Origin of the sequence: Clostridium sp. YIM B02500 (assembly GCF_022324665.1) — a bacterium.
GTDB lineage: Bacteria > Bacillota > Clostridia > Clostridiales > Clostridiaceae > Clostridium > Clostridium beijerinckii.
In genome coordinates, this window is sequence record NZ_JAKGTE010000025.1 from 51,630 (window position 1) to 74,097 (window position 22,468).

Genomic DNA, 22,468 nt, shown 5'->3' on the forward strand with positions numbered 1-22,468 from the left:
CTATATATTTTTATTAACTGTAACTATCAATATCATTTCTATTTAGAATATGAGAAATATTTTCTTCCCCAGTGAAGTGCTACATTTACTAGTCCTATCATTACTGGAACTTCTATTAATGGTCCTATTACTGCTGCAAAAGCAACTCTTGATTGAATTCCAAATACTGCTACTGCAACTGCTACTGCAAGTTCAAAGTTATTGCTTGCAGCTGTAAAAGATAAAGTAGTAGTCTTATGATAATCTATGCCTGACTTATAACTAATGTAAAATGATACAGAAAACATTACTATGAAATATATTACAAGTGGTATAGCTACTTTAATAACATCTAAAGGTAATTCTACAATATATTTTCCTTTAAACATGAACATAACTACAATTGTAAATAATAAGGCTATTAGAGCTAATGGACTAATTTTAGGAACAAATTTTTTTACATACCATTCTGTTCCCTTCATAGGTTCTAGTATAAGTCTAGTAACCATTCCTAATAAAAAAGGAATACCAAGATAAATTGCAACAGACGTTGCCACTTGTCCCATGGAAATATGAATCTCATATCCTGTAAGTCCAAAAATAGGTGGCAATACAGTTATGAAAAAGTATGCAAATACAGAATAAAATACTACTTGGAATATTGAATTAAATGCAACTAATGCAGCAGCATATTCACTATCTCCATCTGCTAAGCTGTTCCAAAGAATTACCATAGCTATACATCTTGCAAGTCCTATAAGAATAAGTCCTGTCATTAATTCCGAATCAGATTTTAAAAATACAAAAGCAAGTATGAACATCAAAATTGGCCCAATAAACCAATTTTGTACTAATGATAATCCAAGAACTTTTGGATTTTTAAATACCTTTCCTAATTCCTTATAATTTACTTTAGCAAGTGGTGGATACATCATAACAATAAGGCCTATAGCTATTGGTATTGATGTTGTTCCAATAGATAAACTCGCTAATCCTTCCGATAGGGCTGGTACTCCCCATCCTAACAATATTCCTAGCGCCATGGCTGCAAATATCCAAAGAGTCAAATATCTATCTAAGAATGATAACCTTGATGATTTATTACTCAATTTTAAAATTCCCCCTATTTTTAATTTACTATTCTAATTTAATTTCATTATTCTCAATTCTTCTGGCTAATTCTTTTACCTTTTCTTCTATTGTTTTAGCTGTTTTTATAAATTCATCATCACTTTTTCCACTTGGATCTTCTAAGCCCCAATCTTCTCTATGCTTAGATGGTAAAAAGGGACATTGAACATTACAGCCCATTGTTACCACTATATCCACCTCAGGAATATCTGATAAAAGCTTTGATTTTTGAGTTTCATTCATATCAATGTTGTATAAATCCTTTATGATCCTTACTGCATCTTGGTTTATTTGAGGTTTTGTTTCTGTTCCTGCTGAATAACTTTCAAAAACATCATTTCCATAAAGTTTTCCTAGTGCCTCTGCCATTTGTGATCTGCATGAATTGTGGACACAGATAAATGCAACTTTTGTTTTCATCTTTTTTATCTCCCCTTAAAATAATTTTATTGAATTAAGTTAATTAAGTTATTTCCTCTTACGTCTTCTGCCTTCCATTCTATTACCGCAAAGTTTCCATTAGAAATTTCATCAACTTTGTTAATCCACTGAATTTCATTACTTGCCTTTACCTTTAAGATTTCATTGGTTGTATCAGTTGCATAAAGACTTGAATTGATTATCCACCATTTGCTATGAATCTGAGCCCTATCTAAATCCTTTTGAAGTCTCATGGCTTCATAAACAGGAGTTGTTTCAGCCAAAGTTACTATAACTACTTCAGTTTCACTTTCATTTCTTAATCTAGGCAATAATTTTATTACTGACTCTGGTATATCTCCTTCTGATCTAGAAATTTCTTTATTATAACTTTCTGTTGAATCTAAAAGAAGTAAAGTATGGCCTGTTGGCGCTGTGTCTATTACTACAACTTCATTTTCTGATCTTTCAACAATTTCAGCAAAAGCTCTAAATACTGCTATTTCTTGAGTACAAGGCGATCTTAAATCTTCTTCAATATATTCGATATCTTCATAAGTCATATTGTTTTCTCTTGCCTTACCTATAACTTCTTGTCTGTACTTTTCGAGTTCTTCTTTTTCGTCAATGTTACTCAAAGATATTCCATAGCTTTCATCTAATACAAATTTCAAGTGAGCCGCCGGATCTGTAGTTGTTAAGTGAACCTTCTTACCCTTTTTTGCAAGTCCTAGTGCTATAGCTGCTGCTATAGTTGTCTTACCTACTCCGCCTTTGCCCATTGTAAAAATAACTTTTTTGCTACTATTATATAGATCCTCAATGACATCTTTTAATTTTGGCATAGCCACTGAATTTAAAGATTCCTCACTAATTTTAATATAATCTTTTTTAAGGAAAGCTCTTACGTTTTCAAGCCCAGTTATATTATAAGGTCTTAGAGGAATTTCAAAAGTTTCGATATCCTTAAATTTAGGTGGCATATTACTTAAAGCTTTTTGCTGCTTTTCATAAATAGCACTTGAGAGTTCATCATCATGATTTTGAAGTACACCATTTATAACTAATATTTGATTGTTTACTCCTATTTCTTGAAGTTCACTAGAAGCTCTTTCTGCCTCTTTTAGTGGAGAAGTTTCAGGACGAGATACAAGTACAAGCGTTGTTTTCTCTCCATCAGCTAAAGTATCTACTGCACTTTTGTACATCTCTTTCTTTTCTTCAAGTCCTGCAAGCTGGCCTAAGCATGATGCTCCATGAGTGCTTTCATTAATAAAATCACTCCATGCAGAAGGTAATTGTAACATTCTTAAGGTATGCCCTGTTGGTGCAGTATCAAAAATGATATGATCATATTCATTGAATACTTTTTCATCAGTTATCATAGCTGAGAACTCATTAAATGCTGAAATTTCAACAGTACATGAACCTGATAATTGTTCTTCCATATTATCTATTACTGCTTGTGGTAACTTTCCTCTATATGGAGCTATTACACTTTCCCTATATTCAGCCGCTGCAGCTTCTGGTTCAAAATTTGCAACAGTTAAGTTTGGGACTTCCTTTATTTGAACTCCTTTATTATTTAACTCTGTATTAAATACATCTTGAAGATTTGATGCTGGATCAGTACTTACAAGCATAATCTTCTTTCCTTGATCCGCTAAATTCACGGCTACAGCACAAGCTGTTGAAGTCTTACCAACTCCACCTTTTCCAGTAAAAAATAGATACTTAGTTAAGTTCAGCTTTTCAATATCAAACAGTTTCAACATAATTTACTCTTCCCTTCTACTTAAGTGTATCGATTTATCCTAATGAACCTAATTATTAGCAGCATCCACCTTTACATCCACAGCCTTTAGCAGGCTTTTTTATACTGGCTTTCTTTATATTAAGCTTCAAAGTATCTGCTGGTATACCTAATAAAACACAAAATTCTTCGTTAGTTGGATAACTGCCTTCCTTAACTACTACTCCATCTACCATAGTTACAGGTAAAGCTTCAATGCCTTTGGTGTTTAAAATTTCATTTATCACTTTATTATCTACAAATATTTGAGGATTACTTGTTAAATTGTGTCTTTCCACTACTATACCTTTGTTTTTTAAAGTATTAAGTGCAGTTGAAACTCTCAATAATTCTTTATCTACAGATGGCCCGCAAACACCTGTTGAACAACACATAGCTGGATCAAAAATAATCATTTTTTTCATTTTTATTAACTCCTTTACAATCATAATTTTTATATTTAAATTTGATTTACAGATACATTTAGTTTTTATCTTCTTATTTACAAGTACATTTACTCTTATTATTACAAATACAATCTTTTGTTTCTGTCACAAGGTTCATCATAAATAAAGTAAGTTTATTGCAATTATTTAAATTTAAGCTATAGTAATTCCAAAGTCCTTCCTTCCTAACTTCTATAAGACCACAATCACTTAATACCTTCATATGATGAGAAAGTGTTGGTTGAGTAAAATCAAAATATTCTAGAATATCGCATGCACATCTTTCACCACATGATAATATATCAATTATTTTCAACCTGCTTGAATCAGATAACGCTTTGAAAATTTTTGAATTTTCATCGTAATTCATTCTATTTCACGCCTCCTATATAGACATCTATCTATATATAATATAAAACTTCATCTATATATTGTCAATCCAAACAATATATTTTAACTTTCTATTAACACTAAATAAACAACAATCTATATAGTCACTTTATTCAGTAATTAAATTATTGTTACAAAATACTCTATATTTTTTCACTGAGCCATGAAATTTTAAAACTTTTAAAAATAGATAATCCCATAAGCAACTATCAAGCTTCTTATGGGATTCATAACATGAATTATATAATATTATTATCAATTCTTTATAAAATTATCTATACTGTGTGATATTTCAAGGTAGGAGTTGATAAATCAAAATTTTTAAAGTACATATGTTACAATGCACAATTCAGGATAGAATTCTTGTAATATTTTTAGAATTAATAAAATATTTAGGACCAAGTAGGAATTGCTTTCTTAAGCTGTCCTCCACAACGTGATAATTCTCCCATAACCTTATCAATTCCATTCTCAGTTTTGAACCAATTTTCCTTAGTTATTCCGTCCACATCTATTGGACATACAAAGAATTTTGTCTTTGGATATGCATAACTATAAAACATGAGACATCTCTTGGCATGAAATGATTTGCAACATATTATGGCCTTTTTTATATCTAAATTATAGTTATCAGTAACTTCCTTTGACTTAAAGGCATTTTCCTTTGTCCAAGTTGCACCATCTTCTTTTAATATTGCGCTACTATTAACTCCATTTGATATGGCTATTTCTCTCATAAACTCCCATTCAGTGTTATATGATCCACTATATATTTCAGCCTTAGTTATTGGTCCTGCAAAGTATCCTTTTGACATGCTATATTTTCCTGATGGAAGTATGTATGGTGCATATCCATCTATCCAAAGTTTTGAAGCTTTTTCTGCTGGCTCCGACCATGAGCTGCCAGGTACAAAAATAATATCACATTTTTCTGGTTTATCCTCAACAAAAATAAAAGATGTAATTTCTTTAATAAAATTAATACCTTCTAATGACATACCTCACTCCTCAATATAGTTTTACGGCTGCTATCTGAAATTTATTCTTTATCAAAATCTCTTCCAACATCACTTGCTGTGTGAGAATCTGATCCGTATACTTTTTTAATCCCGTACTCATCTATCAACTGTTTAAAAATATCTGATACATAGATTTCACCGCAATATGGCTTTCTAAGGCCAGCTGTATTTACATCTACTTCATAATTCCTTGATTTAATTTCTCCTACTATTTCTTCTAAAAGTTCTTTGTTTTTATATTCTAATGGGTATAATTTATTGAAAATTCTAATTAAATTGGGATGCCCTACACGATGAGGCTTATACTTTCCTAAGTCTGATTTTATTGCTTTAAGCAAAGTCTCATAATACTTATCATAAACTTTTTCAGTGGTACCATAAAACTCTAAAGCTCTTTCAAAGCCTTCTTTTCCATCAATAGCCACATATTCATTATCCATTTTTATAAAATGTACAGAAATTAGCCCATCTTCTAATTTTGGACCATAGGAATTAAGTAGTCTTTTAGTTCCTTCTTCATATCCATCAACAAAATCAACTTCTAGTCCTATATTTATTTTGATTTTGTCTTTATATTTTAATTTTATTTCTTCAACATCCTTAAAATACTTCTCTATTACTTCTTCATTTGGAGCACATTCATCTTGAAATTCTTTGTCATCTATAAAATAACATGGAAAAGGCATGTGTTCAGTAAATGTTATTTCCTCTAATCCCTCTATTAATGCTTTATCAACATACATTTCAAAACTATCTTTAGTTCCATGAGGACAATATGGCGAGTGCATATGTCCATCTCTTACTATCCTTTTATTATTCATAATATTATTAAAAGAGAGGATTTAATACGCTCTCCTTTAATTCTCACTTCCCTTCTATTGTAAAATATGATTTATATATGTTGCAATTAAGTTTCTACATTTTGCCTTAATAGGGCACTTAGCATACTAGAAGTTTAAATGTAAGTTTATTATTGCAACATATATAGATATCCATCTCTAAAACTAAATTTAGGTGGTAACTTACCGAAATCATAAATATTTTGATTCCGAAAAGCTATGAAAATATCGCTGAAGGTTCTAAGCAGCATGTTGTATCCACTTTAGCATGCTCCAACTTTCAGTTTGACAAGCTAAATTGGAACAACCTACAGCTAAGAACCTTTAACAGCTCATTTTCAAATGTTTTCTTCACAAATATATTTATGATTTCTAGTGAAAATATGAACTTAAAGTTTTGCAACTTTGTTAATATGTTCATCTATATATGAACAAAACTTATAGAAGCTGTCTTTAATGAAAATTGCAGTTTTCCGCTAACTTAACTATTATTTACAGCTATTAAGCAGCAATCTAGTCATATATGATTACTTATCTTAATAATGTAAATAATTACTTTTCATATTCATACATATTATAATTACACTCGCTCATCCCAAGTGATTCATACGTTGCTTTAGCATTTATATTTTCTTTTTCTACATACAATCTTATGCCAGCTATTCCATCATTATTATCACATATATTTTTAACATTATGATACAACTTCTTATAAATGCCTTTTTTTCTATACTCAGAATCTACATATACACTTTGTACCCAAAGAAACATACCATTTCTCCAATCACTCCATTCATATGTAAACATAATTTGTCCAACTACTCTGCCATTTATTTCATAAACATAGTATTGTCCTTTTGATGAATCTTCAATCATCGCTCTAACACCATTGCTTAAAATTTCTAAATTAAGTTCTTTATCCTCTGTTTCTTTTGCTAAATTGTAATTAAATTTTACTATGGTTTCCAAATCTTCAATTCTTGCTTTTCTTATGTTTCCTAAATTAGTATCATTATTAATATTACTCATTTCTTTCCTCCATATATCCAGACACATTCAAAAAAATATCAAATCTATATCTGATAGTGTATTTTATTTTTATATTTTATTCTTTACTTATATTTTAGCATTTAAATATTATGTTACATAGTATTTTTATTGTTTTGTCTAAACAATAGAGTAAATCACATACAAAATTCCATTAAACATTTACTATACTTAAATGCATATAAAAACAAAGAAATTCCATATATGCTTGTAACTTCAATGTCATAATATGGAGCAGTCATTAGAAAATAAGCTGATGAAAATAATTAATGTAGGGTTGTTCCAAGTTTACTTGTCCTAATAAAATTAGGAGCATGCACATATGGATACAACCCTACATTAACTGCCTTTCAGCAAAATTTTTATAGTTCTATGGAACAAACATATATAGAATTTCGGTTAGTCACCACATTACTATAACTTTCACTGTGGTTATCTATTTACTACTTTTTATTCATAAAACTCAGGAGCAAGTTTTATTGTTTTAAAGAACTCCTCATCATGAGCAAAAAATACTTTTGCGTCATATTTTTTCTCTAACGCTCTTACTTTTTCAATTGATTTAAAGAAAGAAAGACTATCATAAAGTAATCCTGATGCCTTAGCTGGTGGACCATAAATTTCTGAACTATAAACACAATCTTGTGGGAATATTAATGTACCTTCATTTTCTAAATGAACTACTATTCCAAGTAATCCTGGTGTATGACCTGGTAAATTTACTATTTCTATGCCCTTTGCAAATTCAAAATCCTCTTCAACTAAATGATATTGCTTTACTGAAACATCCATATCAGCTTTAATATATCCTCCGTGTGTTAACGGATTTTCATTTAACCTTACTTGAGTTTGAGCTTGCATAAAGTCTGCCTTTGGTACATATACATCTGCATGTTTAAACATATCTAAATTTCCTGCATGATCTAAATGCATATGAGAAATTATTACTTTCTTTATTTCTTCTGGCTTTGTACCACATAAAGCCAATTGATTTTCTAGTCTTTGTTCTTTTGTTTGATATAATGGATAAACTTCTTGAAGGTTTTTTGGCCAATAACCATTCATAGCTTCTGGATTGCTTCCTACATCATATAATATTTTTCCATCTGGATGATCAATTAAAATAGACATTACAGGTAGCTTAATCCATTTATTTTGTACATGCGGTTGGCTATATGTTCCCATAGTAGCCCCACCAACTACATTGTTCTTATCAGTTTCTAAATATCCCGTATCTAAAACATACACTTTCATAAATTATTTCCTCCCATATTTTCATTTATTTTAATTTAAAATTTCACTTTAAATCTCTTTTCCCACTCTTTAATAAGGTCATCTCTAAAATCCGGATGTGCAACATTTATTAATGCTTTAGCTCTTTCTTTTAAAGTTTTTCCTTTGAGCTCTGCTATTCCAAACTCAGTTACAACATAATTAATATCGTTTCTAGATGTTGTAACAGTTGCACCCTCATCTAAAATTGGAACTATTCTTGAAAGTTTTCCTTTACTTGCAGTTGATGGCATTGCAATTATTGATTTACCACCTTTAGCCATTGCTGCTCCTCTTACAAAATCAACTTGTCCACCCACGCCACTGAACTGCTTAAGTCCAATTGTATCAGCTGCAACTTGCCCCATAAGATCTACCTGAATACATGAATTTATAGAAACCATTTTATAATTTTCTGCTATAACACATGGATTATTTACATAATCTACAGGATACATGGCAACACTTGGATTTCCATTAACATAATCATAAAGCCTCTTAGTACCCATTAAAAAGGTAACTACAGATTTTCCAGGATGTAAAGTTTTTGCTTTATTAGTTATTACACCTGCTTCTATTAATTCAACTACTCCATCAGATATCATTTCCGAATGAATCCCAAGATCCTTTTTTCCCTTTAAGAATAATAGTACTGCATCTGGAATTGCACCAATTCCTAATTGAAGTGTAGAACCATCTTCTATTAGCTTTGCACAGTTTTCACCAATAGCCTTTTCAACTTCTCCTATTTTAGGTGGCTTAAGCTCAATAATATCATTTGAAGTTTCAACTATATAATCGATATCAGAAACATGTATAAATGAATCTCCTAAAGTTCTTGGCATCTTCTCATTTAATTCAGCAATAACAATTTTAGCGGCCTCTGCAGCAGGTTTTGTGTAGTCATTTGAAACTCCAAAACTACAATAACCATGTTCATCAGGAACACTTAATTGAACAAGTGCTACATCTACTGGTAAAGTACCTGCCTTAAACATTTTTGGTACTTCCGAGAAAAAGCATGGTGTAAAATCTGCTCTTCCGTCAAGAATAGCTTCCCTTGTTGTTCCACCTGCGAATATAGAATTGTGGTGAAAATTAACAGCCATTTCAGGCTTGCAATATTCACTTTTCCCCATGGATACCATATGAACAATTTCTACGTTTTCATATAAATCTTTATTTCTAACCATGGCATCTATAATTTCTTTTGGCTCTCCGCAAGCATGTCCAGTTACTACTCTATCATTCGATTTAATTTTTCTTACAGCTTCGTCAGCTGTAACTACCTTACTCTTGTATAAATCCTTCCAGCTAATTTTAGACACCTCCTAAATATAACTCAATTATAATTTTTTCAAGTCATATACTAATTTGTCATAATCCTTTATATTTTTAATAAAAATCTTATTATATTTTAATGTATATTTTTCATGGCTTACACAGCAATTTGAACATCCACAGACTAAAATTAAATAGTCATATTCCTTATTTTCCTTTGCAATCTCGAAATTATGAGTTTTATCAAGATCGTTAATTAAATTTGTAATAAACGTTTTTCTATCATAACTAGCATTACAGCCACCACAGTATCTAATACCTATTTCCAAAATTTCACCCGGCCTTTATTTTCTAAGCAGCTGTCTAGCAAAATCAAGCATTTCTCTGCTAATTGGATCAACAAGTTGAACATCTTTTATTCCCGATATCTCTTTTAATACGCATGAAATTAAATCTTCCATAGTAAACCTTGCAGAAGGACAGCCACTGCATGCGCCTAAAAGTTTTACGTAAGCTACACCATTGTTAACTTCTACAAGCTCAATATCTCCATTATGCTCGGCAAGTAACGGTTTTATTTTAGTATTGATAACATTATTAATTTCATCTATCATGATTTTGCTCATATTATTCTTCAATTCTAGCTATTTTCTTAGCTATTTTCTTTTTAGCTGCTAAATTTCCTTGTCTAGCTATCATAATTCTTTGAGCTTGTGGTGATCCAGCTCCATGCATTGATTCTGTTCTATACCCGACAGCTGCAGTCCCTAAACAAATATTTTCTATTAATCTTAATATCCTCATTCTATTTTCTGTTGAAACCGAGTTTACACCTCTCAAATATTTATCTATATAAGGACCTATCTTTTCATCTTTAAAATCTGCTTCTGATGGCATAGTAACCATGATTCCTCCAGCGATATCTTCTGCAAGTCTACATATTTCATAAGGGAATCTTGTAACATTTTGCTTACATACATTTGCTAGAAGATTATCAATATAATAATTTCCAGCTTCTGTTTTAGAACCCATTGCTGAACATGCAATACCACAAGAGAATAAAGTTTCATTTAAGTGAGTCATTTCTATTAATTTATCTTTAACATGAGATGCTTTGTGAGCTCCGTTATAATCAGCAGCTACTGCAGCCGCTCCAATTAGAACATCTCCAACTCCAACTTTGCATCCACCATAACTTTGTCTATGATATCCTGCAAATCTTTCAACGATCATTCCAGCAAAATCAGTTTCTCCATTTAAGAAAATTCTTTCATTTGGTACAAATACATTATCAAAGATAGTTAATGTTTCTTGTCCGCCAAATTCAGCATTTCCAAGATCTATGTCAGCACCTGGCTCCAATTTTCTTGTATCACAAGATTGCCTTCCATATATATGAATTATTCCTTCAGCATCTGTAGGCACTGCAAAAGATATTGCCCAATCCTTATCATTTGGAGTTAATGCTATTGTAGGCATTACTACTACCTCATGAGAATTTAACATTCCAGTTTGGTGACATTTTGCTCCTCTAACAACTACCCCATCTTCTCTTCTTTCAACAACCCTTAAGTATAAATCTCCATCAGCTTGTTTACTTGGCGATAATCCTCTGTCCCCCTTAGGATCAGTCATTGCACCATCAACGGTTAAGTCGTTTTCTTGAACATATTTTAAAAACTTATTAAAGTTTTTATGATAATTTGTTCCACACGCTTTATCTATTTCGTATGTTGAACTGTATAGTGCATTAAAAGCATCCATACCAACGCATCTTTGAAAACATGATGCGGTTTTTTGACCAAGTAATCTTTGCATTTTTACTTTTTTAATAAGATCATCTGTGCTTTGATGTAAATGAGCAAATCTATTTACTTTTTCTCCTGTTAAATTTGAAGTAGCTGTCATTAAATCTTCATACTCTGGCATTTGTGCTAATTCATACGTCATAGCAACTGAATTAAGAGATGGTCTTATAATTGGATGATCAACAACATTGTCTATCGCTTTTCCAAACATGTACACTTTTAGGTTTAGCTTTCTAAGACTTTCAATATATTGTTCCTTTGTTTTTAATGGCATATTATCGCTTCCTTCACTAATTTTTATTTTCTAATAATTATATAAGCAATAAGCGTGCCAAAATAAAAAATTACTATACTGCCTTGAATTTTCCATAATAATCTTATAATTTTTTCAATATCACCTCTAATTTCTGGAACAATATAAATATTTGTTGCAAAAACGCAACTAAAATTTCAATTAAATTTCATAATAATCCTAGAATAAGTTTACAGTAGTTATAATTTGAAAATATTTTATTACGTTGCACTTCTGCATCTTGTTGCATTTTTGCACCACTGCTATCCAATATTTAGCATGTTTATAGTATGATACATGAATTTAAATAGATTATAATATTTATTCGCCATACTCAACAAAGAAATTGGATACATATTTGCACAGCAGGCATTTTAAAATAAGCTGCCGTAGCTAATGAATAAATATGTATCCAATTTCTATTTAAATACGTCATATTATTAAATTTCTTCTTTTATATATTTCTGCCTCTTCCTTACAAATGTTGATGCATCTATTCCTAGTGATTTTGCTGCAGCTCTGACATTACCATACTTGTCATATGCCTTTTTAATTAATTTCTTTTCTATGGCATCTAAGGTTTCTTTTAAATTTATACCTTCTTCAAAAGTATTTAAAGTTACAATCATGCCATTTGAGCCAATAATATTTTTAGGAAGATCTGACCTCTTTATCTTATCATCCTCACTCATTATTACAGCTCTCTCAACAATATTTTTTAGCTCCCTAACATTCCCAGGCCAATTATATTCATACATACAATTTAAGGCATCTGAAGCAAATACCTTATTGAAATTGTACTTTTTATTAAGCTGTGTAAGAAAAAAATTAATTAATGGCAAAATATCATGCTTTCTTTCTCTAAGGGGTGGAATATATAGCGGTATGACATTGAGCCTATAATACAAATCCTCTCTAAATTGTTTTTTCTTTATCATATCTTCCAAATCTCTATTTGTTGCAGCTAGTACCCTAACATCAATTTTTATAGGCTTTGTTCCTCCAATTCGTACTACTTCCATTTCTTGAAGTACTCTTAAAAGCTTAACCTGCATATCCATTGGAAGTTCTCCAACTTCATCGAGGAAAATAGTCCCTCCAGAAGCCATTTCAAATAAACCTATTTTACCTTCTTTATTTGCTCCAGTAAAAGCACCTTTTTCATATCCGAAAAATTCAGATTCTATTAAACTTGCAGGCACCGCACCACAATTAACTTTAATAAATTGTTTTTTACTTCGTTTGCTTACTTTGTGTATATGCTTTGCTATTTGATCCTTTCCTGCTCCAGTTTCTCCGAGCATAAGAATTGTAGTGTCCACTTTTGCAATTCTATTGGCAAGCTGGATAATTTCAATAGTTTTATGATCTTCTGCAACAATTTCTGAAGTATTTAATAATTGAGTTCTCATTTCTTCGATTTCAGAAACATATTTAAGAGTAATTTCTTTATTCTTTTGAAGTTGCTCTTTTAACTCATAAAGTTGTGTTACATCTCGTACGTTTGTAACCACCATGATTATTTTTCCATTCTTATCAAAGATGGGATTACTGCTCACAAGAACCTTTACTCCTGTTTTGAATTCCTGTTGAATTGTAGTGGTTTTTCTATTCTTTAGCACTAAAAGAGTAGCCGACTGAGATATAACACCTTCTTTCTCCAGGTCTTTCATATTTCTTCCTAAAACCTCTGATCTTTTAAGTCCTGTAATACTCTCATAGGCATTATTTATCTTTATAGTATTAGCTTCCCCATCTGTTATATAAATCCCATCATAAGAGCACTCAATAATAGAGTCTAACTCAGTTAACCCTAACTTTGTATTTTTCATATCTCTACATTTTTTTGAAATTTTTTCAACCAAATCATTAATAAAATCTGTATGAGTAATTATCCCTATAATCTTATTGTTTTTATCTATAACTGGAAGACGACCAACATTATATTTCAATACATCTTCTATATTCATTTCACTATTAATTGTTATTACTTTTTTAAGATCTAAAGTTTCTAGCTTCGTATTCATTTCTAATTTATTAAAAATAGCTTTCATTAAATCTGTTTTTGTTACAATGCTAATTAACTTTCCATCTCTATCTACAACGGGTGCTCCATCTATGCCATTTTCAATAAAAAGCTTTGCTGCCTCTTCAAATGTATTATTAGGTTTTAACACCAATACCTTTTTTGTCATCAATTCTTTTACTTTCACAATCTCCACACCCTATATCTTATTTATACAAAATTTATAATTCACCAGTAACATAAATACCGTTTATAAAACAAATCTAAAGATTTATCCATTATTAAGTATTTCTCTTTTTTAATTTAGATTTAAAATTGTCCATTTAACTATTTCACTCATAAAAAGTATTCCATCCCAAGGTGAATCATATAAATTCATGAGACCCACTTTAACTAACCTATCAACACCATGCAGGCTGACTTTATTTGCAAAATTCATAATCCTGCTATTATCTTCAGAAGCTATTCCAATAGTTTGTATTCTTGGAGTTATTAACTTGCAAATCTCCAATATATCTTCAACCTCTTTTAAAAATATAGTTGTATGCTGAACAGGTTCTTCTAACATTATTTCTTTATCTATTAAAATTGTATATTTAAGGTCTTTACTGCATATTATATCTTTTTCTAAAGATAAAAGATATTCCCCTCTTTTATTAATTATATTTGCAGCTGATCCTTGATTAATTTCAAGCTTAGGATATCGTTTTAAAACCTTTTCTAATGATTGTGAAAGCATTTGTGCTGCTTCATTAATACCTACAGTAGATTTTTCAATAAATAACACTTGAGGAGAAGAGCATGCTCTTTGATCAAAGCTTATTATATCCTTTGCAAAATTATCGAAGGTTTTAGTTATATTAAGACTTTCCATAGCAGATTTTTCAAATACAGCAAAGGAATATTTAGGCCCAAATATAACATCCTTACATGTGGTCTTCTTAGGAAGAACTGACAATGTTTTCACGGCTTCTTCACCGCCGCATATTACTCTTACATCCGCTACCTGTGACATTTCAGTATTTAATTTTAAATCGTTACTCGAAAAATTTATAATTGAAATACTCTTTAATAAGGTACTTCCATAATATTTTTCTCCTCTAAAATCAATTACAATATCTTTTAAAGGTTTTAGAAGTTCAATTACAATATTTATACTACCAATAGGTATCCTGCATAAATTAACATTTCTACAAATAATGGCTTGAACTAAATAATATATTGGAAGAGTAGGAACATTGCCAGCCATGAAATGACACACTATCCCTCTAGGTTGAGCCTTCATAAATTTATTATCTGCTATTTCTATAAAATCATCTAGGAATTCTTGTTTTCTTAGATCTTGGTGTAAGAGCTTCTTAATATTGTCTTTCTTTAGCCATAATATCAAAAAAGGCACACCTTCATAACTTAAAAACTTTCTATCACTACATAATATTTTACTATATTCATTAATTATTTCAATCATAGCTTCGCATGGATATGAATAAATTGTTTCTCTATTTTTATTAAGCTCTTCTATAATTTTATCTAAACTTTGAAGATTCTTAGGTTCCTCATAAAATTTATCTCCTAACATAAAGCAGCTTATCATTTCTTGTCCCTCTTTTCTGCAAAAGTATCTCCACATCCTCTTGTTTCAGATTTTTCTACTCTATCTTTAAACTTAAAGTATTTTCCCTTTCTTCGACATTTACAATCATCTACACCTACAAATTCACCTATATCTTCAGTTAATATAGCCTGGCCCGGATAACTTGAAGTAAGGGTGCTCATGACTTCAATAAATCCACATTGGCCTATTTCTACCTCTTTAAGCGTTAAGAAATCTCGTATAATAATTTCTCCAAAGTCAGGAACATGTTTATATCCGAATTCACAGTCAAGAAAAACTACGCCTAACTGTTCGACCATTCCATAAAAGTCAATTATGTTTTCAGGGTCAGTGCCAAATACTTCAGCTACAGATCTATTAAACTCTTTCTTTTCAACTTTTTGGGCATTTAATTTTTTCCAGCCTCCGCTATGAAGTATTTTAATTTTCGGCATGTTTAATTTTATATTTTTTTCTTTTAGTACGTTAACAAACCTAGTCCAGATAATATAAGTAAATCCATATACTAATATATCTGTATCTTTGTACTTTTCTTCAAATTCTTTAAGTCGTTCTATATTAAGTATAATGTTATCATCTACCAAATCCATAGCATAAGTTAAACTCTTTCCAAAACCGCTTACTCCTCTTATTGCCGCACCTCTTGCAGTTAAATAGTCGCTTTTTTTGTTAACTTCCTTACTATCAATTATTAGCATTGGTCTTCTATATGATCCTAAAAAACTTGTTAGAGTTGATATTAAACCTTGAGATTGTCTTATAGATGTTTCCTTATCAATAAATATCTTGCTAGGAATGTTTCCAGTTGTAGAGCTTGAGTTTAATATTCTAACTACACTTTTTTCACTACAAGTCCTAAGCTCAAAATGCTTAAACATATTTACAGGAATAAAGGGAATCTCTTCAAGAGAATTTATATCATTTATATTTACTCCTAGTTTTTTATACATAATGTTTAAATTTTCATTTATTCTACTTTTCTCTATCTGGGGCTTGATAATGCTCAAAAGCTTTTTTTCTTTATCCTTTTGCAGACACTTAAATTGCTCATTATTTATAATTTCATCTATCATTTCAGATCCCCCATCATTACTTTACCAGAAGAATTTTTTGGAAGTCCATCTAAAAACACCACATATTTAGGTACTTTGTAGGACGGCAATTTATCTTTGCAATATTCAATTATATACTTTTCATCAACTTTAAAAACTTCATCATTTAGTACTACAAATGCTTTTACTGCTTCCCCTAATATATCGTCTTGAACTCCAATTACTGCTGCTTCTATAACGCTTGGAATTTGAATTATGATATTTTCAATTTCTTTAGGACTTATTCTATTTCCACCACTTTTTATGATTTGTTTTTCCCTTGCCACAATATAAATATAACCATCTTCATCTACTGTGGCCAAGTCACCGGTATATAAATAACCATTTCTAATGACCTTTCTCGTTTCTTCTTCATCGTTAAAGTAACCCTTCATTATATTTTCACCCAAAGCCACTACTTCACCTATTTCATCCACTTTTACTTCATTTCCTTCTTTATCAATTACTTTAAGCAAAGTTCCAGGAATGCCTTTACCTATTGAACCCATTTTTTCATCAAGCATATTAGGTGGAAGATACGAAAGTCTTGCAGTTGCTTCAGTTTGTCCATACATTATAAATACATCTACTCCTACAAGAGCTTGCTTTAATTCTTTAATGAAACTGTCAGGAAGTCTTCCTCCTGCCTGAGCCACGTATCTTAGACTTTTCAAATTTCTATTTTTAATACTAGATTTTCTAAGTAAAATTTGATAATTACTTGGAACCCCTGCAAAACCTGTACATTCATATTTTTCAATATCATCTAGAACTGTTTCTGGAAACATAAATTTATTGTTTATTACTAAGCTGCCGCCAACTCTTAAATGTGTATGGAGCAACGATGTTCCAAAGCAATAGTAAAATGGTAAGACAACTTCTATCCTATCCTCGCTATTTAAGCTTAAATATTCTATTATGGAATTAGTATTATGACAGAGATTATGATGCGTAAGCATTACTCCTTTTGGTCTTGCTGTTGAACCAGATGTAAATAATATTACAGCCACACTATTTTTAAAATCACTCTCTTTTTCTTCTCTATTATTACTAGCACATTCTTTATCTAATAGAAGATTATTTAATTTTTCTTCAGTAACTATCTTAATATCTTTATTAATCAAACTTCGCATATTATCTAAGAAACGTTTTTCAATAAAAATCGCTTTAGGATTGCAACTATTAATTATATACTCAATATCATTCTTACTTAGAGTAGGATTTAGGGGTACACAAGTGCACCCACTTCTTATTATTCCGAAGTAACTTTCTATAAAAAAAGGTGAATTCTCACTTATTAATAGAATCTTATCTTCCTTTACTATATTAATTTTCTTTATATTATGGGATATCATAAGTATCTTACAGTGCAACTCACTATAGCTGATATTTTTCTTATCAATTATTGCAGTTTTGTTAAGCCCTGAGGAGAATTCAAAAACATAGTCAGTAAAGGTCATATTTCAACCCCATATCTTTTCAATGTATTTTTTATATCTCCTATAGTGTATAACCTTGAAATATCTTGAACTGCCATAGATATTTCAAATTCTTCCTCAAGGGCTACTACTAGTTCAATATGGCTAAGTGAATCCCATGCCTCAATTTCGTCTGGACCAAAACTGTCTTCTATCTCATCTAAATTTTCAATACTCCAAACAGATTTTATTATTTTGTTGAAAGTTCCTAAATTACTCATTTCTAATTCCTCCAATATTTTTTATTCTTCAAGTATATTTAAAGCAAGAATTATGCCAATAATTCTTGGCAACTACTTTTTGTTTTAGTATGAGTAATTGAATTTATTTTTTAATGTATATATAGGTATCAAATCAACTTATTATATAAATGTATTTACAAAGTTGCTAAAATTTTAAGTTTATATCTTCACTAGAAATAATAAATATATTTGTGAAGAAAACATTTGAAAATGAGCTGTTAAAAGTTCTTAGCTGTAGGTTGTTCCATTTTAGCTTGTGAAGTGAGAGTCCAAAATTTTATTTTGGGTTCTCGAACTTCCTCAGCGAATGTAATGAGTCGAGCTTCCCTTGGAAAGTTGGAGCATGCTAAAGTGGATACAACCTGCTGCTTAGAACTTTCAGCGATATTTTCATAGCTTTTCGGAATCAAAATATTTATTATTTCGGTAAGTTATCACATAAATGTAGTTTTAAAGTTGTATATCTATATGTTGCAATTCACAATTACGTCTAAAATTCTTGCAATATTTTTAGAATTATAAAAATCCATTTTCTTGTATAAAATAAAGGATAGTATACAATATTACTATCGTCTACTATCCTTAAAATATTATAATTTACATTACTTCACTATCTAAATTTGCTCCAGAGAATTGGCTGTTGTAAAGATCTGCATAGAAACCTTTCTTTGCAAGAAGTTCATTATGGTTACCCATTTCTATGATACTTCCCTTATTCATAACTAGAATTAATTCTGCATCCCTAATTGTAGAAAGCCTATGTGCAATAACAAAACTTGTTCTGCCTTTCATAAGTTCTGTCATAGCTTTTTGTATATAAACTTCTGTTCTTGAGTCAACACTACTTGTAGCCTCATCAAGAATCATTATAGTAGGATTTGCTAGAATTGCTCTAGCTATTGTAAGAAGCTGCTTCTGGCCTTGAGATATATTAGAAGCTTCTTCGTTTAATATTGTATTATATCCATCTGGAAGAGTCTTAATAAAGTGATGAGCATGTGCTGCTTTTGCTGCCTGAATAACTTCTTCCTCAGTAGCACCTTCTCTGCCATAAGCTATGTTATCCATTATAGTTCCGTTAAATAACCATGTATCTTGAAGAACCATACCAAACATGTTATGAAGTGCTCCTCTTTTTATATCTCTGATATCTACACCATCGATCATTATCTTACCAGAATTTATTTCGTAGAAACGCATAAGTAAGTTAACGAGTGTAGTTTTACCTGCTCCAGTCGGTCCTACAATTGCAATTGTATGACCTTTTTTAACATCAAGGTTCATATCTTCAATAAGTGGTTCTTCTGGTTTATAGCTAAAATCAACATTATCAAATTTAACTTCACCTTTAGGGAATTCTATAATCTTAGCATCAGTAGCATCTGGAATCTCCTCAACTTCATCTAAAAGTTCAAAAACTCTTTCTGCAGATGCAACTGTTGATTGAATTATATTAGCAATATTAGCAGTTTGAACTATTGGTTGAGTAAACTGATTTGAATATTGAATGAAAGCTTGAATATCACCAATACTAATTTTTCCGAGTGTTGCTAAATATCCACCTACAACACAAACTATTACATAACCTATATTACTAACAAATCTCATCATTGGCATTATTATACCTGATATAAATTGTGCTTTCCATCCAGCTTTGTAAAGTCTATCATTAATATTTTCAAACTCTTTTATTGAATCTTTTTCATGTCCAAAAACCTTAACTATTTTATGTCCTGTATACATTTCCTCTACGTGACCATTAAGTTCTCCTACTTCTTTTTGTTGAGCAGCAAAAAACTTTTGAGAATGCTTAGCGACAAGTGTTGTTATTACAATATAAAGTGGTAATGTTAATATTACTACTAATGTCATTATTGGACTTATAGTTAACATCATGATAATAACTCCAACAATAGTTACTATAGATGTAATAAGCTGAGTCAAACTTTGTTGAAGTGTTGTTGAAATATTATCAACATCATTTGTTACACGGCTTAAAATTTCACCATGAGTTCTTGAATCAAAGAATTTAAGCGGTAAACGTGAAATTTTATCTTCAACTTCTTTTCTTAGGTTGTATACTGTTTTTTGAGCAACCCCTGCCATAATATATTGTTGAAGAAAGCCAAAAAGTGTACTGATTACATATAAGCCAAGTAGTAATAAAAGAATATCTCCTATATATTGAAAATCAATCCCAGGCACTGGTATATTACCTGGTTTTCCTGCTTTAAGTAATGCAGCATTTTGAGACATTACAGTAAATTTTCCTACTAATCCTTCAACTAATCTAGTTATAGCTTTACCTGAAATTTTAGGTCCTACTATATTAAATATAGTACTCGCTATAGCAAATATAAAAACTAAAATGAAATTCATTCTTTGTGGTTTCAAATAATTTAAAAGTCTTTTTAATGTCCCTTTAAAATCCTTAGCTTTTACTTTTGGGCCAGCAAAAGATCCCATTGGACCACCGCCAAAACCGCCGCCTGATCTTTTATTTACTCTATTACGATTTTCACTCATGATAATTCCTCCTCTGAAAGTTGTGATGATACAATCTCAGAATATACCTTACAACTGTTTAATAGCTCTTTATGAGTTCCAATACCCGCAATTTGTCCTTCATCTAAAACTATAATTCTATCTGCATCCATAACAGTTGCAACTCTTTGCGCTACAAGAATTACAGTTGATTTTAAGGTTTCCTTTTTTAATGCTGCACGAAGTCTTGCATCTGTTTTAAAATCAAGAGCTGAAAAACTATCATCAAAGATGTATATCTCCGGCTTTCTAACAAGAGCACGTGCTATTGATAAACGTTGCTTTTGTCCTCCTGATACGTTAGTTCCTCCTTGGGCAATTAAATGCTCATATCCATCATCCATTCCATTTATGAAATCTGTTGCTTGAGCTACCTCTGCAGCATGTTTAATTTCTTCCATACTAGCATCGTCTTTACCATATTTTATATTTTCAGCAATAGTTCCAGAAAAAAGCACAGTTTTTTGAGGTACAAAACCTATTTTAGCTCTTATACTTTCCTGACTCATTTCCCTTACATCAATACCATCGACAAGAACTGAACCCTTAGTCACATCGTAAAAACGTGGTATCATATTAATTAATGTTGATTTTCCTGAACCAGTACCACCAATTATAGCTGTTACTTCTCCAGGTTTCGCACTAAATGATATATTACTAATAGCTTCTTGCTCTGCACCTGGATAGCTAAAGCTTACATCATTAAATTCAACATAACCGCCTTCATTTTCATTTAATAATGGCTTTTTAGGATCCACAATTTCAGATTCCATATCTAGTACTTCATTTATTCTAACTGCTGAAGCTTGAGCTCTTGGAATCATTATAAATACCATACCAAGCATTAAGAAACCAAATAAAATCTGCATTCCATATTGCATAAAGGCTATTAAAGATCCAACTTCCATATTCCCTGAATCTATTCTTATACTTCCAAACCAAATTACTGCTACAGTTGTAGCATTCATGATAAACATCATTATTGGCATTAAAATTGCCATAATTTTATTTACTTTTATAGCATTATTCATTAAATCTTTATTTGCATCGTCAAATCTAACCTTTTCAGTATTTATACGGTTGAAAGCACGAACTACTCTTATTCCTGTAAGGCTTTCACGTAGTACTAAGTTTAATTTATCTATTTTAACTTGCATCAATTTAAATAAAGGCATTGCAAATTTTAAAGTAAGCCCTATTATAACTGCAAGTAGTGGAATTACTACTGCAAAGATCCATGTTAGAGTTACATTCTCTCTTAAAGCCATAACAACGCCGCCTAAAGCTGTCAATGGTGCGAAAAGTGCAATTGAAAACATCATTATTGTAACTGATTGAACCTGTGTAACATCATTTGTAGTTCTTGTTATTAAAGTAGCTGTTCCAAATTTATCAAATTCATTTAAAGAAAAACTTTCAACTTTTGTGAATAATTTATTACGAATTATTTTAGCAAAGCCTATTGCAGTTCTTGAAGATAAAAATGATGATATAATTGAACAAATTGCACCTCCAAGAGATACAAGCAGCATTAATCCTCCTATTCTTAGAATATAATCAACTCCACTATACTCACCGTTATAACCAAGAAACGATATAGTTTGAACCACATCTTTTTGAACAATTCCTTTATCAACTATATCAGCCATTAATGTAGGCAGATATAAGTTTGCAATTACTTGTGTAAAAACTAATAAAACAATTATTATTATATTAACTGTGTACTGTTTTAAAAATCTAAACAATTTAATCATTA

The 22,468-nt window shown here is 30.7% G+C and carries 20 protein-coding genes; all 20 read right to left on the reverse strand.

The features are described from left to right. Positions 1-38: 38 nt before the first annotated feature. Complete coding sequence (gene arsB / locus L1S46_RS18520; RefSeq protein ID WP_275299026.1) at positions 39-1,088, reverse strand: ACR3 family arsenite efflux transporter; 1,050 nt, start codon at positions 1,086-1,088, stop codon at positions 39-41. Between the two features lie 28 nt (positions 1,089-1,116). Next, complete coding sequence (locus tag L1S46_RS18525) at positions 1,117-1,530, reverse strand: arsenate reductase ArsC (protein ID WP_023976194.1); 414 nt, start codon at positions 1,528-1,530, stop codon at positions 1,117-1,119. Positions 1,531-1,556: 26 nt separating this feature from the next. Next, positions 1,557-3,305, reverse strand: a complete 1,749-nt coding sequence (arsA, locus tag L1S46_RS18530) for an arsenical pump-driving ATPase (RefSeq protein ID WP_023976195.1) — start codon at positions 3,303-3,305, stop codon at positions 1,557-1,559. A gap of 55 nt (positions 3,306-3,360) precedes the next feature. Beyond that, positions 3,361-3,747: an arsenite efflux transporter metallochaperone ArsD gene (arsD, locus tag L1S46_RS18535; RefSeq protein WP_023976196.1), complete on the reverse strand. Its 387-nt coding sequence runs from the start codon at positions 3,745-3,747 to the stop codon at positions 3,361-3,363. A gap of 73 nt (positions 3,748-3,820) precedes the next feature. Continuing rightward, entirely contained in the window at positions 3,821-4,138 is a 318-nt protein-coding gene (locus L1S46_RS18540) for a metalloregulator ArsR/SmtB family transcription factor (protein WP_023976197.1), read from the reverse strand. A 412-nt stretch (positions 4,139-4,550) separates the two neighbouring features. Next, positions 4,551-5,156 (reverse strand): YdcF family protein, encoded by a 606-nt coding sequence (locus tag L1S46_RS18545; protein ID WP_039771945.1) that lies wholly within the window; start codon positions 5,154-5,156, stop codon positions 4,551-4,553. A 41-nt stretch (positions 5,157-5,197) separates the two neighbouring features. Beyond that, on the reverse strand, positions 5,198-5,998 hold the full coding sequence (hisJ, locus tag L1S46_RS18550) for a histidinol-phosphatase HisJ (RefSeq protein ID WP_023976199.1): 801 nt from the start codon (positions 5,996-5,998) through the stop codon (positions 5,198-5,200). A gap of 570 nt (positions 5,999-6,568) precedes the next feature. Further along, positions 6,569-7,045 carry a GNAT family N-acetyltransferase gene (locus L1S46_RS18555; protein ID WP_238859023.1) on the reverse strand — a complete coding sequence of 159 codons (477 nt, stop codon included), beginning with the start codon at positions 7,043-7,045 and terminating at the stop codon, positions 6,569-6,571. A gap of 468 nt (positions 7,046-7,513) precedes the next feature. After that, positions 7,514-8,317, reverse strand: a complete 804-nt coding sequence (locus L1S46_RS18560) for an N-acyl homoserine lactonase family protein (protein ID WP_012058330.1) — start codon at positions 8,315-8,317, stop codon at positions 7,514-7,516. A gap of 35 nt (positions 8,318-8,352) precedes the next feature. Beyond that, positions 8,353-9,654 (reverse strand): acetyl-CoA hydrolase/transferase C-terminal domain-containing protein, encoded by a 1,302-nt coding sequence (locus L1S46_RS18565; protein WP_238900696.1) that lies wholly within the window; start codon positions 9,652-9,654, stop codon positions 8,353-8,355. A gap of 27 nt (positions 9,655-9,681) precedes the next feature. Then, positions 9,682-9,945: a hypothetical protein gene (locus tag L1S46_RS18570; protein WP_238900676.1), complete on the reverse strand. Its 264-nt coding sequence runs from the start codon at positions 9,943-9,945 to the stop codon at positions 9,682-9,684. 15 nt (positions 9,946-9,960) lie between these two features. After that, on the reverse strand, positions 9,961-10,230 hold the full coding sequence (locus L1S46_RS18575; RefSeq protein ID WP_238900677.1) for a NifU family protein: 270 nt from the start codon (positions 10,228-10,230) through the stop codon (positions 9,961-9,963). A gap of 13 nt (positions 10,231-10,243) precedes the next feature. Further along, positions 10,244-11,698, reverse strand: coding sequence for a 4-hydroxyphenylacetate 3-hydroxylase family protein (locus tag L1S46_RS18580; protein ID WP_238900678.1), 1,455 nt, complete (start codon positions 11,696-11,698; stop codon positions 10,244-10,246). A 458-nt stretch (positions 11,699-12,156) separates the two neighbouring features. Beyond that, entirely contained in the window at positions 12,157-13,929 is a 1,773-nt protein-coding gene (locus L1S46_RS18585) for a sigma 54-interacting transcriptional regulator (RefSeq protein ID WP_238900679.1), read from the reverse strand. Between the two features lie 111 nt (positions 13,930-14,040). Then, positions 14,041-15,336, reverse strand: a complete 1,296-nt coding sequence (locus L1S46_RS18590; protein ID WP_238900680.1) for an acyl-CoA reductase — start codon at positions 15,334-15,336, stop codon at positions 14,041-14,043. Next, entirely contained in the window at positions 15,333-16,430 is a 1,098-nt protein-coding gene (locus tag L1S46_RS18595; protein ID WP_238900681.1) for an acyl-protein synthetase, read from the reverse strand. Before L1S46_RS18595 ends, L1S46_RS18590 begins: the two co-directional genes overlap by 4 nt. Beyond that, on the reverse strand, positions 16,427-17,908 hold the full coding sequence (locus tag L1S46_RS18600) for an AMP-binding protein (protein ID WP_238900682.1): 1,482 nt from the start codon (positions 17,906-17,908) through the stop codon (positions 16,427-16,429). Before L1S46_RS18600 ends, L1S46_RS18595 begins: the two co-directional genes overlap by 4 nt. Beyond that, complete coding sequence (locus L1S46_RS18605) at positions 17,905-18,147, reverse strand: acyl carrier protein (protein ID WP_238900683.1); 243 nt, start codon at positions 18,145-18,147, stop codon at positions 17,905-17,907. The genes L1S46_RS18600 and L1S46_RS18605 overlap by 4 nt, the downstream gene beginning before the upstream one ends. Before the next feature lie 618 nt (positions 18,148-18,765). Then, positions 18,766-20,694 (reverse strand): ABC transporter ATP-binding protein, encoded by a 1,929-nt coding sequence (locus L1S46_RS18610; protein ID WP_012058320.1) that lies wholly within the window; start codon positions 20,692-20,694, stop codon positions 18,766-18,768. Next, positions 20,691-22,466, reverse strand: a complete 1,776-nt coding sequence (locus L1S46_RS18615) for an ABC transporter ATP-binding protein (RefSeq protein ID WP_238900684.1) — start codon at positions 22,464-22,466, stop codon at positions 20,691-20,693. Before L1S46_RS18615 ends, L1S46_RS18610 begins: the two co-directional genes overlap by 4 nt. Positions 22,467-22,468: the final 2 nt, after the last annotated feature.